The sequence below is a fragment of the Alcaligenes sp. CHO6 genome (assembly GCF_037120595.1).
Taxonomy (GTDB): domain Bacteria; phylum Pseudomonadota; class Gammaproteobacteria; order Burkholderiales; family Burkholderiaceae_B; genus Alcaligenes; species Alcaligenes ammonioxydans.
Genome location: NZ_JBANCI010000002.1, coordinates 71,681 through 86,520 on the forward strand (window position 1 = coordinate 71,681; position 14,840 = coordinate 86,520).

10 protein-coding genes and 2 tRNA genes are annotated in these 14,840 nt (G+C 57.3%); 3 read left to right on the forward strand and 9 right to left on the reverse strand.

All coding sequences use genetic code 11. The features are described 5' to 3' along the window. Positions 1 to 2: 2 nt before the first annotated feature. The 5 genes from infB to scpB all read right to left on the reverse strand — a co-directional run bounded on the left by infB (position 3) and on the right by scpB (position 8,236). Entirely contained in the window at positions 3 to 3,056 is a 3,054-nt protein-coding gene (gene infB / locus V6936_RS08355) for a translation initiation factor IF-2 (protein WP_336579720.1), read from the reverse strand. A gap of 67 nt (positions 3,057 to 3,123) precedes the next feature. After that, complete coding sequence (nusA, locus tag V6936_RS08360; RefSeq protein WP_003802468.1) at positions 3,124 to 4,608, reverse strand: transcription termination factor NusA; 1,485 nt, start codon at positions 4,606 to 4,608, stop codon at positions 3,124 to 3,126. Further along, a complete protein-coding gene (rimP, locus tag V6936_RS08365) occupies positions 4,605 to 5,096 on the reverse strand; it encodes a ribosome maturation factor RimP (RefSeq protein WP_003802469.1) in 492 nt (163 codons plus the stop codon). Before rimP ends, nusA begins: the two co-directional genes overlap by 4 nt. Positions 5,097 to 5,420: 324 nt before the next feature. Next, a complete protein-coding gene (gene rluB, locus V6936_RS08370) occupies positions 5,421 to 7,238 on the reverse strand; it encodes a 23S rRNA pseudouridine(2605) synthase RluB (RefSeq protein WP_240209064.1) in 1,818 nt (605 codons plus the stop codon). 2 nt (positions 7,239 to 7,240) lie between these two features. Then, a complete protein-coding gene (gene scpB, locus V6936_RS08375; protein WP_336579721.1) occupies positions 7,241 to 8,236 on the reverse strand; it encodes an SMC-Scp complex subunit ScpB in 996 nt (331 codons plus the stop codon). 72 nt (positions 8,237 to 8,308) lie between these two features. Between scpB and V6936_RS08380 the strand changes: the two genes are divergently transcribed. Together V6936_RS08380 and V6936_RS08385 are read left to right on the forward strand one after the other, a co-directional pair. After that, positions 8,309 to 8,385 (forward strand) — tRNA-Met (locus tag V6936_RS08380). Between the two features lie 815 nt (positions 8,386 to 9,200). Continuing rightward, positions 9,201 to 9,277: transfer RNA gene (locus tag V6936_RS08385), tRNA-Met, on the forward strand. Positions 9,278 to 9,430: 153 nt separating this feature from the next. Here the strand turns inward: V6936_RS08385 and V6936_RS08390 are convergent. Beyond that, complete coding sequence (locus V6936_RS08390) at positions 9,431 to 10,393, reverse strand: hypothetical protein (protein WP_336579722.1); 963 nt, start codon at positions 10,391 to 10,393, stop codon at positions 9,431 to 9,433. A gap of 139 nt (positions 10,394 to 10,532) precedes the next feature. Between V6936_RS08390 and V6936_RS08395 the strand changes: the two genes are divergently transcribed. After that, positions 10,533 to 11,675, forward strand: coding sequence for a GNAT family N-acetyltransferase (locus V6936_RS08395; RefSeq protein WP_336579723.1), 1,143 nt, complete (start codon positions 10,533 to 10,535; stop codon positions 11,673 to 11,675). A gap of 4 nt (positions 11,676 to 11,679) precedes the next feature. On the opposite strand, the gene phaR is transcribed toward V6936_RS08395, so the two are convergent. The 3 genes from phaR to V6936_RS08410 form a co-directional block, all read right to left on the reverse strand. Further along, entirely contained in the window at positions 11,680 to 12,222 is a 543-nt protein-coding gene (gene phaR / locus V6936_RS08400) for a polyhydroxyalkanoate synthesis repressor PhaR (RefSeq protein ID WP_003802475.1), read from the reverse strand. Positions 12,223 to 12,280: 58 nt separating this feature from the next. After that, positions 12,281 to 13,018 (reverse strand): acetoacetyl-CoA reductase, encoded by a 738-nt coding sequence (gene phbB / locus V6936_RS08405; protein WP_003802477.1) that lies wholly within the window; start codon positions 13,016 to 13,018, stop codon positions 12,281 to 12,283. Positions 13,019 to 13,144: 126 nt separating this feature from the next. Then, positions 13,145 to 14,776 (reverse strand): PHA/PHB synthase family protein, encoded by a 1,632-nt coding sequence (locus V6936_RS08410; RefSeq protein WP_059318787.1) that lies wholly within the window; start codon positions 14,774 to 14,776, stop codon positions 13,145 to 13,147. Positions 14,777 to 14,840 lie beyond the last annotated feature (64 nt).

Consider the following 14,840-nt stretch of genomic DNA (forward strand, 5'->3'; position numbering starts at 1 on the left):
AATTACAGTGTCCGGGCGATCTCTTTGATCTCGAAGATCTCAAGCTGGTCGCCCACTTGGATGTCGTTGTTGCCGCGCAGCGTAATACCGCAATCGAAGCCGGAACGCACTTCCTTGGCATCGTCCTTGAAGCGGCGCAGGGAGTCCAGGTAGCCGGTCCAATGCACAACGTTGTTGCGCAGCAGGCGAACCTGCGAATCACGACGTACCACGCCTTCGGTAACCATACACCCGGCGATGTTACCAATACGTGACACGTTGTAGACTTCGCGGATTTCAACCATGCCGATGATTTCTTCACGCTGCTCAGGAGCCAGCATGCCAGACAGGGCTGCTTTGACCTCGTCGACCGCATCGTAAATGATGTTGTAGTAACGCAGATCAATGCCGTTGGCTTCGGCCAGCTTCTTGGCGCTTTGCTCGGCACGGACGTTAAAGCCGATCACCACCGCGTTGGAGGCAATCGCCAGGTTGACGTCGCTCTCGGAGATGCCACCCACGGCAGCGTGTACTACCACCACACGCACTTCGTCGGTAGAGAGCTTGACCAGCGACTGCACCAGCGCCTCTTGCGAGCCCTGTACGTCGGTCTTGATGATCAGCGACAGTGTCTGCATGCCCTCGCCCAGGTTGTCGAACATGGACTCCAGCTTGGCGGCCTGTTGACGCGACAGTTTCACATCACGGAACTTGCCTTGGCGGAACAGAGCGATCTCACGGGCTTTGCGCTCGTCAGCCATCACCACCAGTTCATCACCAGCGGCAGGCACTTCGGTCAAACCTTGAATTTCCACCGGAATCGAAGGACCAGCCGACGTCAGCGATTTGCCCGTTTCATTCAACATGGCACGTACGCGACCGAAAGACGCGCCAACCAGCACGCTGTCGCCACGGTTCAGGGTGCCGCTTTGCACCAGAATGGTGGCGACAGGACCGCGCCCCTTGTCCAGGCGCGCTTCAATAACCGTTCCCTTGGCAGGAGCGTCAACGGGTGCCTTGAGCTCCAGCATTTCAGCTTGCAGCAGCACGTTTTCCAGCAATTCGTCGATACCCTGGCCGGTTTTGGCCGACACAGGAATAAAGGGCACATCGCCACCGTATTCTTCGGGCACCACTTCCTCGGCCACCAGCTCTTGCTTGACGCGCTCTGGGTTGGCTTCAGGCTTGTCGATCTTGTTGATCGCCACCACCAGCGGCACGCCGGCGGCGCGAGCATGGTGAATCGCTTCACGCGTCTGAGGCATCACGCCGTCATCGGCGGCCACCACCAGAATCACCACGTCAGTGGCTTTGGTACCGCGGGCACGCATGGCTGTAAAGGCCTCGTGACCGGGAGTATCCAGGAATGTGGCTGTACCACGTGCTGTCTTGACGTTGTAGGCACCAATGTGCTGCGTAATACCACCGGCTTCGCCCGAGGCAATCTTGGCGCGACGGATGTAGTCCAGCAACGATGTCTTACCGTGGTCAACGTGACCCATCACCGTTACGACAGGCGCACGGGGCTTGAGTTCAGCATCGTTTTGCGCGTCCGTATCAACCAGGAAGGCTTCTGGATCGTCCAGCTTGGCAGCAATGGCCTTGTGACCCAGCTCTTCGACCAGAATCATGGCCGTTTCCTGATCCAGCACCTGGTTGATGGTGACCATCTGACCGAGCTTCATCAGGTGTTTGATCACCTCGGCAGCTTTCACCGCCATACGGTGAGCCAGATCGCTGACCGAAATGGTTTCAGGCACGTGCACTTCACGGGCAATGAATTCTGCCACTTGTGGTTCGCGACGCTCGGCCTGAGCGTTGCGGCCACCACGGCCACCTTTGCCTCGACCGGCCTTGGCATTGGCTTTCCAGCCTTCGCGACCACCACCGGCACCGGCCGACGCCACATCCGCCTTGGAAGGCTGCTTCTTGCGGCTGGCATCGCTGGTCCAGCCTGGCGTGCTGTCCGTCTTGACGGGTTTACCCGGGACTTTTTCGACCTTGGAACCTTTAACGTCTTTCTTTTGAGCGCCCTTGGCCGCTGTCTTGGTGTCAGCTTCCGGCTCGGGTGCGCGCAAGACCTTACGAGGACGATTCAACATATCGCGCAAGGCAGCGGCTTCTGCCTCTGCGGCCTTACGGGCGCGATCACGATCCTGGTCTTGCTCCACATCGGCGGCAACAGGAGGAATCACCGGGCCACGCGCGGCACGGCGCGGGCTGGTGGCAGCCACATCCCGTGGTTTTGCAGTCGATGTGGGCGTTTTAGTCCCTTGAGGGTGCTGAGTTTTATTCACAGAGTTAGCTTGACGGGCGTCGTTTACAGATTTAGTAGGTTCCACCGGCTTTTCTTGTGCCGTAGGAGAGGGAGCCGATTCAGTCTTTTGCTGAACAGGGGTGGCCGCCGCCGGGGCGGTTGCCTTGGCGGCAGGCGCGGGTTCCTGAGGCTTGGGCTCGGGTTGGGTTGGACTTTCCGGGGCAGCCGCAACGGGCTCCACAGGAGCAGCCGGTTCAGGCGCGGGCTCAGCAACAGGAGTCGGTTCAGGCGCGGTGCGCACTTCGGGTTCAGGCTCAGGCTTGGGCTCTGGCTTGGACTCGACAGGCGCGGCGGGCTCCTTCACAGGCGCTTCGGGGGCCGCAGCGACAGGCGCAGCAGGCTGACTGGCAGGAGCGGCAGGCGCCGCTTGAACAGCCGGTTTTTCCTCGCTGGCCACCTGGGCGGCCTGCTCTTTCGCATTTTCCTGCGCCAATGCCGCATTGGCCTCTGCCACCAGCTCGGACGGATCACGCTTTACAAACACACGTTTTTTGCGTGTTTCCACTTGAATGGTGCGGGAGCGACCCGACCCGTCATCCTGACGGATCTCCGATGTTTGACGGCGAGTCAGGGTGATCTTGTTGCCTTCCTGACTGCCGTGCGAGCGGCGCAACGATTCAAGCAGCTTCGCCTTATCCGAATCAGTGATGGCATCATCCACTGATTTGAGCTCAATACCTGCGCTACGCAACTGCTCCAGCAGAACATTCGCAGGCATTTTCAGTTCTTGAGCGAACTGGGCGACAGTGTTACTCGACATTCGACTCTCTCTTGCTTTACTACAACTATTCTTAATGAATACAACGCGCGGGACCTAGCTAGACATATCAGGCCTCGTCGTCAAACCAGTGGGCACGGGCACGCATGATCAGCTCGCTGGCCGCATCTTGCGCCAGGCCGGTCATCTCGGACAATTCGTCCGTTGCCAGTTCCGCCAGTTCATCCAGCGTTGTAATCTCGTTTTCGGCCAGGACAGCGATCAGCTCGGGCGTCATGCCCTCGACTCCTGCCAGCTCCTTGACCGCGGTCTGTACCAGCTCTTCCTTGGCAATGGCCTCGCTCAGCAGTGCATTACGGGCGCGGGCACGCAGCTCGTTGACGGTTTCCTCGTCAAAGGCTTCGATTTCCTGCAACTCCTGCAACGGCACATAAGCGATTTCTTCCAGACCAGTAAATCCTTCGTCGATCAGAATATCGGCCACAGCTTCGTCCACATCCAGACGGGACATGAAGGTGGCACGCAGTTCCTCGCGCTCTTCGTCCTGACGGTTGCGACTTTCTTCCGGTGTCATGATGTTGATCTGCCAGCCGGTCAGCTCCGATGCCAGACGCACGTTCTGACCTCGCGAACCAATGGCCTTGGGCAGGTTTTCCTCATCGACCACCACGTCCATGGCGTGCTTGTCTTCGTCAACCAGAATGGACTCGACGTGTGCCGGAGCCAGAGCGCCGATCACAAACTCGGCCGGATCATCCGCCCACAACACGATATCGACCTGCTCGCCGCCCAGCTCATTGCGCACGGCGGTCACCCGCGAACCACGCATCCCCACACACGTACCGATAGGATCGATACGCTTGTCGTAAGCAATCACGGCAATCTTGGCGCGCACACCCGCATCACGGGCAGCTGCTTTGATCTCCAGCAGACCCTGTTCGATCTCGGGAACCTCGTTCTCGAACAGTTCCTTGATAAATTCAGGAGCGGTACGCGACAAGATGACCTGTTGGCCACGCGCGGCGTAATCCACTTTCTGCACCCAGGCTCGAACTCGATCGCCCACACGGATATTTTCCTTGGGGATCATTTCCGAGCGAGGCAAACGCGCCTCGATCTTGCCCATTTCAATAATGGCGTCGCCCTTGTCCATACGTTTGACCGTGCCAGAGACAATGGTTTCACCACGCTCCAGAAAGTCGTTCAGGACCTGTTCGCGCTCGGCGTCACGGATTTTTTGCAAGATGGCCTGTTTGGCCGCCTGGGCACCGATACGACCAAACTCGATAGGCTCGAGCGGCTCTTCGATGTAATCGTCCACTTGCAGATCGGGGTCGATTTCCTGGGCATCCGACAGCATTTCCTGCTTGTCGGGCTCTTGCAGGCCAGCCTCGTCGGGCACGACCAGCCAGCGCCGGAACCCTTCATGGGCGCCGGTTTCCCTGTCGATTTCCACTCGGATATCAACATCTTCTTTGAAGCGCTTTTTCATGGCCGAGGCCAAAGCGCTTTCAAGCGCGGTGAACACGACTTCACGCGCTACAGATTTTTCACGCGCCAGCGCATCGACCAGCAATAGAATTTCGCGACTCATCGCTTCTTACCCTTGAAATCAAGAACGGGATCCAATTTGGCACGATCCACCTGGTCATAGGTGAATTCGACCTGCGTCAGCTTGCCCGATGCTTCGTCCAGTTCCAGCCTAAAAACGGTATCCAGCGGAACACTAGCCGGTAGCGCCCCTTCGGGAGCGTGGAGCGTACCCACAAACACTTTCCGATTGTCGATAGCCTCGTGCAGGCGCACCTGCACCCGACTGCCGGCAAAACGCACGTAATCGCCAATCCGCAACAGGGGACGATCCACCCCCGGAGAGGTCACTTCCATGCGTTTGTAGTCCACGTTTTCCACTTCGAAAACGCGCGATAATTGTTTAGACACCCATTCACAGTGCTCGATACGTACCCCTTCAGGGTGATCGATGACGATGCGTAACAAGCCAAGCGGCGCACGCTCAACGTCCACCAGTTCGTACTCAGTACCCGCTAGGGTCTCTTGTGCCAAAGCTAGAATGTCTGCCATAAAATCCAAAAAAAATGGGCTGTACGCCAGCCCATGGTAACCATGCTCACTTGAGGGTCAAGCGGGCCCTGGTCTTGCGCATTGCCAACGTCAAACTCGGAATGGTTGCAGGCGCAACCGAACCGGATGATTTATGCGGCCTTTGCCTTGAAAGGCCGCCCTATTCGCTGGCGCGCAGCATCAAAAAAGACCCAGCCGACACAAATGTCTCTGAGCCAAGTTCTATATTCTACCAGAAAACCGGAAAATACGTGCATTCACACGGCCTTACAGGCCCAAACCGCAGGGTTCGGGCCACAAACTCAAGGACCGCGAGATCCGGCTTTACCGGCGCCCGCGCCCCAGATGGGACTCGTGAGCAGCCGAGCCGGCCGGTTGCCAGTCATCATCACGACGGCTGACACGGCGCACGACTGTTGTTTTCTTCACATGAACCTTGGCTGTTTGCCCGGCAGCAGCACGTTCCGAAGTGCCGCGACGAGCCGAAGGCGCCCGCCCCTCCTGTGCGCCGCGGGCATGACCGCCACGAGCAGATTCACCGCGAGGCAGCTCGCCACGCGCCGGACGGCGGCCAGCATGAGCGCGCGCCCCCTCTTGTGAACGATTGTCCGGGGCACGACCCTCCAGGGAACGTCCTTCTGTCGTACGACCACGCTGCGGACCGCGACCACCTTGGGTGGCGCGGGGCGCACCCCGTCCGTTTCCGGTACGCTCACGGCCGCCTTGCTCACGACGCCCACCATCAGGATGGCCGTTAGCCAGACCACCACTGATAAACAGCGCACCGCTGACGGACTCGTTAACGCGCACATTGTTGGAAGAACGACCACGCCCGCTGGCCAGTCGACCGCCACGCCCAATCCGCGCACCGCTCAGCCCATTGTGTTCCAGCGTACCGAAACCAGGGGGCAAAGCGCTGTCATGCGACAGCGGCTGACGCTCACGACGCTGATGCGAGCCATCTTCATCCAACTCTTTCATCAGACCCAGGCGCAACATGAATGCCATCACAACGTCCGCATCCAGCTCTTCCCAGCGACCGCGACGCAGGCTCTTGGGCAGACTCACGTCACCGAAACGGGTCCGAATCAAACGACTCACCGTCACGCCCATGGCTTCAAACATGCGACGCACCTCGCGGTTGCGCCCTTCGTGAATGGTGACGCGATACCAGCGATTGCTGCCCTCGCCACCCAGAAACTCGATCATGCCAAACTTGGCCAGACCATCCTCAAGCTGAACACCATCACGCATGGACTGCATCTGCTCTTCGCTCAGCTCACCCAAGACCCGGACAGCATACTCACGCTCGGCGCCGTAGCGAGGATGCATCATGCGGTTGGCAATATCACCGGACGTGGTGAAGATCAGCAAACCTTCCGTGTTCAAGTCCAGACGACCGACCGACAGCCACTTACCCACTTTCAGCGAAGGCAGGCGACCGAACACCGTGGCACGGCCTTCGGGGTCATCATGCGTCACAATTTCACCCGCTGGCTTGTGATAAAGAATCACACGCGGAGGGCGCTTGGTATTGGCACGATTGATCAACTGCCCGTTGATACGCACTTTGTCATCTGCACTCACGCGCTGCCCGATATGAGCGGGCTCGCCGTTTACCGAAACCCGTCCCGCAACGATCAACTCCTCCATGTCGCGGCGTGAGCCAATACCGGCTTCAGCCAGCACTTTGTGCAATTTTGGTTGCACCAGCTCGCTGCCCATGTACTTGCCCAGACGCTGCGAGAGGCGATTTTGCTTGTCCAGATGACTGAATGCGATGTCATCATCACCGTCCAGAATCACGACTGGCGCATCATCAGCCGGGTTCGAGTAACGGGCCGGCTGAGCAGTGCCAGAGCGCTTGCCGGGGCCGCCGCGCGCGTCCTGACGACGGCCAGCAGGCGCAGGTTTGCGGCGATTGTTTTGTGGGCGGGCCGGACGCGCCTTGACCTCACCGGCAGCGCTCGTCTGAGCCTCGTCATTCTGGCGTGGAGCAGACTCTTGGGTCGCGTCACCACGACGGCGACGAAACGGAGTACGCAATTTGCGCCCCTGGCCTTTCGCGCGGGGATTCTTGGGGTCGGCCGCGCCAGCGGTATCCGACGTGGAGGCTGTGTTCGTCTCGTGCGAATCAGTCATTTTTAATCATTTACTCCAGAGTTTTTTATTTCGTCCGGTACCTGTGTATCCGATAGGCCAGCCGCAGCCTGGGCCTCATCCAAGGAGTCCGGTGTCATATTCACTTCAGCTTGTTCCGTTTGTGGCGACCCCGCTTCTGAGGCCACCCCAAGCCAATTGTCCTGATTGCCTGACTCGGAACCCGGTTCGGATTCCAGCTCAAGCTGAGCAGCACAGACCTGTAGCGGCTCCGTACCCTCTTCCAAAGCAGCGCTCTGCTCTGCTTCTTGTTCTATGCCCTGCTCTGCCTGGGAGCCAGCCGGCTGCACCCCAGCGGGTGCGGGCGCCTGCCCTGCCACTTGTTCCTGACTTTGGTCCCGAAGATCCGCCTCTTGCTGAGGACCCGGGGGCTGGCTCTGCTCTTGATCCGCCCCCTGCTCCTGTGGCGGGTCAGCCGACACCAGCGGCTGACCATTGGGCAAGGAGGCCAATGCATCCAGAGAATCCAAGGTCTCAACCGAGGGCAACTCATCCAAAGAGCGCAAACCCAAATCATTAAGAAACTGACGGGTCGTGCCCAGCAATGCAGGGCGACCGGGCGCATCACGATAGCCCAGCACTTCAATCCAACCCCGATCTTCCAGCGTCCGCACAATCTGAGTCGATACGCTAACGCCACGTATATCCTCGATATCGCCGCGGGTAACGGGTTGCCGCCAAGCAATGATCGCCAAGGTTTCCAGCACGGCCCGCGAATACTTGGGCGCGCGCTCCAGACTCAGGCGGGACAAAAACACTTGCATGGCCGGGCGACTTTGAAAGCGCCAACCCGAGGCAACCTGAACCAGTTCCAGGCCACGCTCCTTCCAATCCAATTGCAAGATGGCCAGATAACGACGCAGATCATCTGCGCTCAGCGGCGGGGAGACGAACATCTTGCGCAACTCGGCGCTGTTCATGGGCTGCTGCGCACACAGCAAAGCCGTCTCCAGGACTCGGATTATTTCACTTTCGGTCACTGCTGGGAAGCCTCACTTTCTGGCGATACTTGCATAAAGCAAAAATTCCATGTTAATATCTATTTTTTCCGGCGCGGGGTGGAGCAGCATGGTAGCTCGTCGGGCTCATAACCCGAAGGTCGTAGGTTCAAATCCTGCCCCCGCAACCATCACCCGGAACTGCTTAGCAGAATCAATCAAGCCAGCCAATTTGTGCTGGCTTTTTTGTTGCCCGCCGTTTGGGTCCGCCTTGTGATGCACCGCAGCCTGCGCGCGCTGGCACAAAGCAGCAGGCGCGATCCCTGTTGCAACACGCAGGCGAACTGTCATGCTTGCCAGCCGTGTCCCACCAACCGCCATCGCTGCCAAACAGGCGGATACCGCTAAAGACGCGCGCGCCCATACACGCCCCCGGTTCAAACCCGACACGGCCGCATTACAAGCGATAAACAATTTTGTGTAAGCACACATGCTGATGATGAGTACGTCCGCAAGCCCTATCGGACTGGATTTGAATTGGCGATCCACATTCAGGACCGCGAAAACAGCACAACAACGTTTGGGGCAATAACTGATCGGGGCACAATTCAGGTCGGCACAATCAAACACCTGCAGCGCTACACCTAGCAAGCACCACAAGGCTTATCGATTGCCTACACCTGAAACAAAGCCAGAAACAGAGAAATTCGTTTTGCCGGTACATCCCGCCTAGTAGGGGAGCCGACTGCTATCACAGCCAGATGCCAGCTATCAAGAGCTGGTCGCTATACAGGAAGCCGCTTGCGCGTTTGAGCTTTTAGAAATGCCAGACCGACTGAACCTGTAAGCACACTATGTATTACACCATTGCGACCGGCAAGACGCAAGAAAATTGAAAGACCCTTTTATCCACACCTCCCCGTGCAGGGCGCCTCAGGCATAAAAATGAAATAAACACGCCATGCTATGTACATAATCAAAAACTATGTTATAGTTATTTTTCTGACGCGGGGTGGAGCAGCATGGTAGCTCGTCGGGCTCATAACCCGAAGGTCGTAGGTTCAAATCCTGCCCCCGCAACCAAATTTAAAAAACCGTCGCTTATGCGGCGGTTTTTTTTGTCCTTATTTTCCGGCAATCATCTGCTGCCTATCACCTGACAAGCGTATGGCTTGTCGTATGGCCTGCCCCCTGGCCGTCCCCAAAGCCTTGACGAACCAGCACGTTCAGCGACCACTACGGCGCTACCGCCGTCTTGCGCTGTGCCAACCACTGCAAACCGGACCGCACATGATCGCGCAGCCAGGCATACACAGCCGGGGTCTGCCCCGTCTCGAACTTCGCGTGCAGTCTCAGATCAGAAAGCATTTGCCGCACCCCGTCAACAGACACTCCTGGCTCCAGATGCACCATGGGCCACGGCGGGTCCATCTTGACATCCAAGGACAATCGCCCTTGCGGAGCGGGCAACTGCCCAATAAATGCCAGCAAGGCATGGCGGCTGTCCCGATCAGCCACTGAGTCAGGCATAAGTCGCACGGCGGTGCGCGCCGCCAGCAAAGCCTTATCAATAGAGGGGCGCGGGTCCTCATCCATGCTCATGCTCATCACCACAACTGGCATGACCATGGATTGAATCAGATTCTGATTGTCCAGATACAGCCTCAGGCTTTTCAGTTGCGCCTGCTCAAGCTCGCTCTGGCTCAAGGCGCGTCCCGCTGCGGACTCAATGCCAAACTGCGCCTGAACCCGAAATTCTCGCAGGGACTGGCTGCGCAACCGAAGCTGCTCCAGATACAGATGGGCCGAGGCTGGGTCCCATTGGTATTTAAGCGAAAAATCCATCGGCTTGGCTTGCAGGCGCATAATGTAGTCCTGCCCCGGCAGCCGCCCCGTCAAAACATAAATACCGCTGATCGCCATTTCTATGGCTTGAGGCATATCTTGCTGCCCCGAAAAATCGGCCAATCCCTTATCTTGCAAAACCAGCTCATCAAAGGCCAGCAGCATCGACGAATACCCTGTTGACCATTGGGCATTGTGAACACGACAAGCTCCCTGCTCATCTTGCATCTGCAGCTCGGCACCCGACTGCGGCTCCAAAGCCACGTAATGACGCAGATACTCACAGGCCGGGCCTGCTTGAGCTGAGGTCGCCAGCATGATCGCAAGGCCCAACGCACCGGCAATTTTCTTCATGAATGTCTCTAATTGAACCCGTTTGGGCACCGATGCCAAACAAGCCTTCCCTTTGCATAAAACGCTGGCTAGTATACAAAGCCCTCAGGACGTATGCCCTGCTCTGTTTCACAATAGGCTCACCACCGCCCCGATTGCCATGGACAGCACAGAATCACTCCAATTTTCCCTTTGCACGCAACTGAACCAGCTCGATGCGGCAGGCTGGGACACCTTGTCGGGCCATCATCTGCTGGTCAGCCATGCTTTTTTAACGAGTTTGCATGAAAGCGGTTGCGTCACCCCTCAGACAGGCTGGTCGCCGCATTACCTCTTGATGCATCGTGGTGCGACTCTGTGCGGCGCCGTGCCGCTGTATCTGAAGCATCACTCCCGGGGGGAATACGTGTTTGATCAGGGCTGGGCTCAGGCCTATCAACGTCATGGTCTGGACTACTACCCCAAGCTCTTGTGTTCGGTTCCGTTTACGCCTGTCAGCGGCCCACGTCTGCTGGCCGGTACACCAGAAGATCGCGTCTTGCTGGCACGGCAGCTCATTGAACTGACGCGCAGCAATCAACTGTCCTCTGTCCATGTGCTGTTCCCTCACGCAGACGACCGGTGGGCTCTGGAACAAGCGGGCTTCATGATGCGCCAGGATGTGCAGTTTCACTGGCAGAACCGCGATTACGCCAGCTACGAGGACTTTCTGGCCTCGCTAACCCAACAGAAGCGCAAGAAAATGCGGCAGGACAGCCGCAAGGTTTACGAGCAAGGTCTATCGTTTGAGCACAAACAGGGCCTGGAAATCAGCGAGCGGAATCTGGATTTTTTTTACCGCTGCTACGCCAATACCTACCAGGAGCGTGGTCAGCATCCCTATCTGAACCGAGACTTCTTTGCCCGCCTGCGCGACCAGATCCCCGAGTCCCTGGTACTGATTCTGGCACGCCAACAGGGAGCATATATTGCCTGCGCCCTGTCGCTACGCGACAAGGACGCCCTGTACGGACGTTATTGGGGCTGTACTGCCTACGTACCCGGCCTGCACTTTGAGACCTGCTATACCCAGGCGATTCAGTTTTGCATTGCGCAGCAACTGCGCTTTTTTGAAGGCGGCGCACAAGGGGAACACAAACTCTCGCGCGGCCTGTTGCCCACACCGACCTGCTCCGCTCACTGGATCGCAGACCCTCGCTTTGCTCAAGCAATTGATGCGTTTTTGCACGAAGAAGCGGGCCATGTGGCTCGCTATGAGGAAGTGCTCAGCCAACACACCCCGTTTAAAACACGGGTGGACTGAACAATCAGTCTTTCTTGTCTTTGCCCGGTGGCGCAAAGGGAAAGACCGAAAACATTTGCCGGGTCTGATCTTGCATCTGGTCCTGCATTTGAACAAACAGATTCTTGCTTTGATCAATATAGCTGTTCATGACAGTTTGCATGATCGGGGCCTGCACACTCATGAACTGCGCCCAGGCCTCAGGGCCAAACTGGCCACCATACATCCCCTTGGACTGCTCGGTCATGCGTTCCTGAATTTCCATGAATGCCTGAATATTCTTTTCCAGATACGAGCCCATCACCCCTTGCATGGCATTGCCATAAAAGCGGATGATCTGCATCAGCACTGGAGTGGAGAACATGGGAATACCCCCGCTTTCCTCCTCAAGAATGATCTGCAGCAAAATGCTGCGCGTCAGGTCCTCGCCGCTTTTGGCATCGACGACCGCGAACTCCTCCCCGGACAGCACCAGCTGCTTGACATCAACCATGGTGATGTAAGCGCTGGCCTGTGTGTCGTACAAGCGACGATTGGGGTATTTCTTGATGAGTCGAGGAGATCCCATGCTGGTGCTTACTTCCTAATCAATAAAACAAAACATGCACTGTGTACGTCTGCAAGCCTTAGCTCATGTGCAGACCGCCATTCAGGGAGAAATCCGCGCCAGTGGCAAAACCCGAATCACCCGACGCCAGCCAGGCAACCATGGACCCGATTTCATCGGGGGTGCCCAAGCGCCCCACCGGAATGGTAGCGACGATTTTCTCCAGAACGTCAGGACGAATCGCCCGGACCATGTCGGTGCCAATATATCCGGGGGAAATAGTATTGACTGTCACCCCTTTATTGGCAACTTCTTGAGCCAAGGCCATCGTAAAGCCATGAATACCGGCTTTGGCTGTCGAGTAGTTGGTCTGGCCAAACTGACCTTTTTGCCCATTGACCGAACTGATATTGATGATACGCCCCCACTGACGCTCCACCATGCCATCGATCACTTGCTTGGTCACGTTGAACAGGCTGTTCAAATTGGTGTCGATCACGGCACGCCAGTCTTCCTGACTCATTTTACGAAAGGTGCCATCGCGCGTGATCCCTGCATTGTTGACCAGCACATCCACACGGCCAAACTCGGCAAACACTTTCTTGAACGTCTCGACAGTGGAGTCCCAGTCTGCCACGTTGCCCACCGACGCATGAAAGGCGTAACCCAATTCGGCCTGTTCGCCCAACCATTTCTGAAAATCACGATTGGGGCCGCAGCCTGCAATCACGGTGAAACCGTCCTTGGCCAGGCGCTGACAAATGACTGTCCCTATCCCTCCCATACCACCAGTTACGTACGCTACTTTGCTGCTCATAGACATCTCCAGAAAGGGGTGACAAAGCTCATATCCCTGCGCCAGTCCGGGCAATGAGAAAGCCTGACATCGGGATGAAGGAAGCAGGCCAGCGGCCCTGCTCCCAAAATCTGAAAAACGGAAAAATTAACTGGCACGCACTTTTACATAACTGCCAGGCGCCTCTTCCAGAACGGGATAGCGCGCATTGCCCAAGCGCCGTTTGGCGCGACGCCGCGATCCCGACAAGGGCGCAAGCCAGGCAATCCAATCCGTCCACCAACTGCCGGGAACAGACTGGGCCCGCTCCAGGTACTGCTGAGCCTGCAGGCTGGCAAGGGGTTCATCTTCCTGCAGCACCCAGTAGTTACGGCGCTGCTTGGCAGGGGGATTAATGACGCCAGCGATGTGGCCCGATGCTCCCAGCACAAAACGAGCTTGGGCAGCAGGCAACGCCCGCAAAGAAGCATAGGCCGATTGCCACGGCACAATATGGTCTTCTTTGGAACCGTACACATAAACCGGCAAAGCCAGGCTGCTCAGGTCAGCACGATACTGACCGACCGGCACTCCCCCATCCTGAATCAGACGGTTTTCCAAGTAGGTGTTACGCAGATACCAGGTAAAAAAAGGACCGGGCAGATGCGTGCCATCAGAGTTCCAATACAGCAAATCAAACGCAGGCGGCTTCTTGCCCTGCAAATAATTACTACTCACATAATTCCAAACCAGTTCGGCGGGACGCAAAAACGAAAAGGTACTGGCCAGTTCACGGGCATTGAGCAATCCCCCCTGCCCCAACTGCCACTCCCGAAAGGCAACCTGCGCCTCGTCGATAAAGACGTTGAGCATGCCGACATCGCTAAAGTCCAGCATGGTGGTCAGCAGGGTCATGGACGCGGCTGGCTCCTGCCCTTTGGCACGCGCCAGCGCCAACGCGCTGGCCAGCAAGGTGCCTCCGATGCAAAAACCCAGCGTATTGATCTTGTCCTGCCCCGATAGCTCCTGACTGACACGAACCGCCTCGAGCACGCCTTGCTCCAGATAATCCTGCCAGCTCAGGGCATGAATATGGGGCTCATCGGTAGGCTGAGGATTTCGCCAGGACATCAGATATACGGTCAAGCCCTGATCCAGGGCGTGACGCACAAAGGAATTCTCAGGCTGCAAATCCAGAATATAGAATTTGTTGATGCACGGTGGCACGATCAGCAACGGCACGGCATGCACCATCGCGGTGGTGGGCGCGTACTGGATCAACTGAAATATATCGTTCTGAAACACCACAGCACCAGGCGTGGTGCCCACGTTAACCCCAAGCTGAAACTGGCTTTCATCCGTTTGCGTCAAACGTCCTTTTTGCCAGTCCTCCATAAAATTGGACATGCCCTCCAGGACCGACTGGCCGCCAGTATCCATCATGGTCTGCAGGGCCTGGGGATTGAGCATCAGGTAGTTGCTGGGCGACATGGCCTCGGCCCACTGCATGGTGGAAAAGCTCAGACGCTCGTGCTGGGCCTCATCCAGCTCCATCAGACCGAGCATATCGTTCATGGCCTGAACACTCAGTTGCCAGACATGAGCATTGAACAGGGCGGTAGGATTGTTCTGCCAAGCGGCATCGGCAAACCGTCTGTCTTTCGCCGGGGGCAAGTCGCCACGCTGGGCCTGTTCCCACAAATTCTGCCACTGCTGCAGGTAATGGGCTTGCAATTCAGCACAGCGGGCGGCATCGATCGGTTTGCCAAAACCTTGAAAAGCACGGTTGTTACTCGACATCTGCCACCTGTAAACGAATTGCAAATACGCTTAGAGCATGACGTTCGTCGCAAACCCAGTCAAT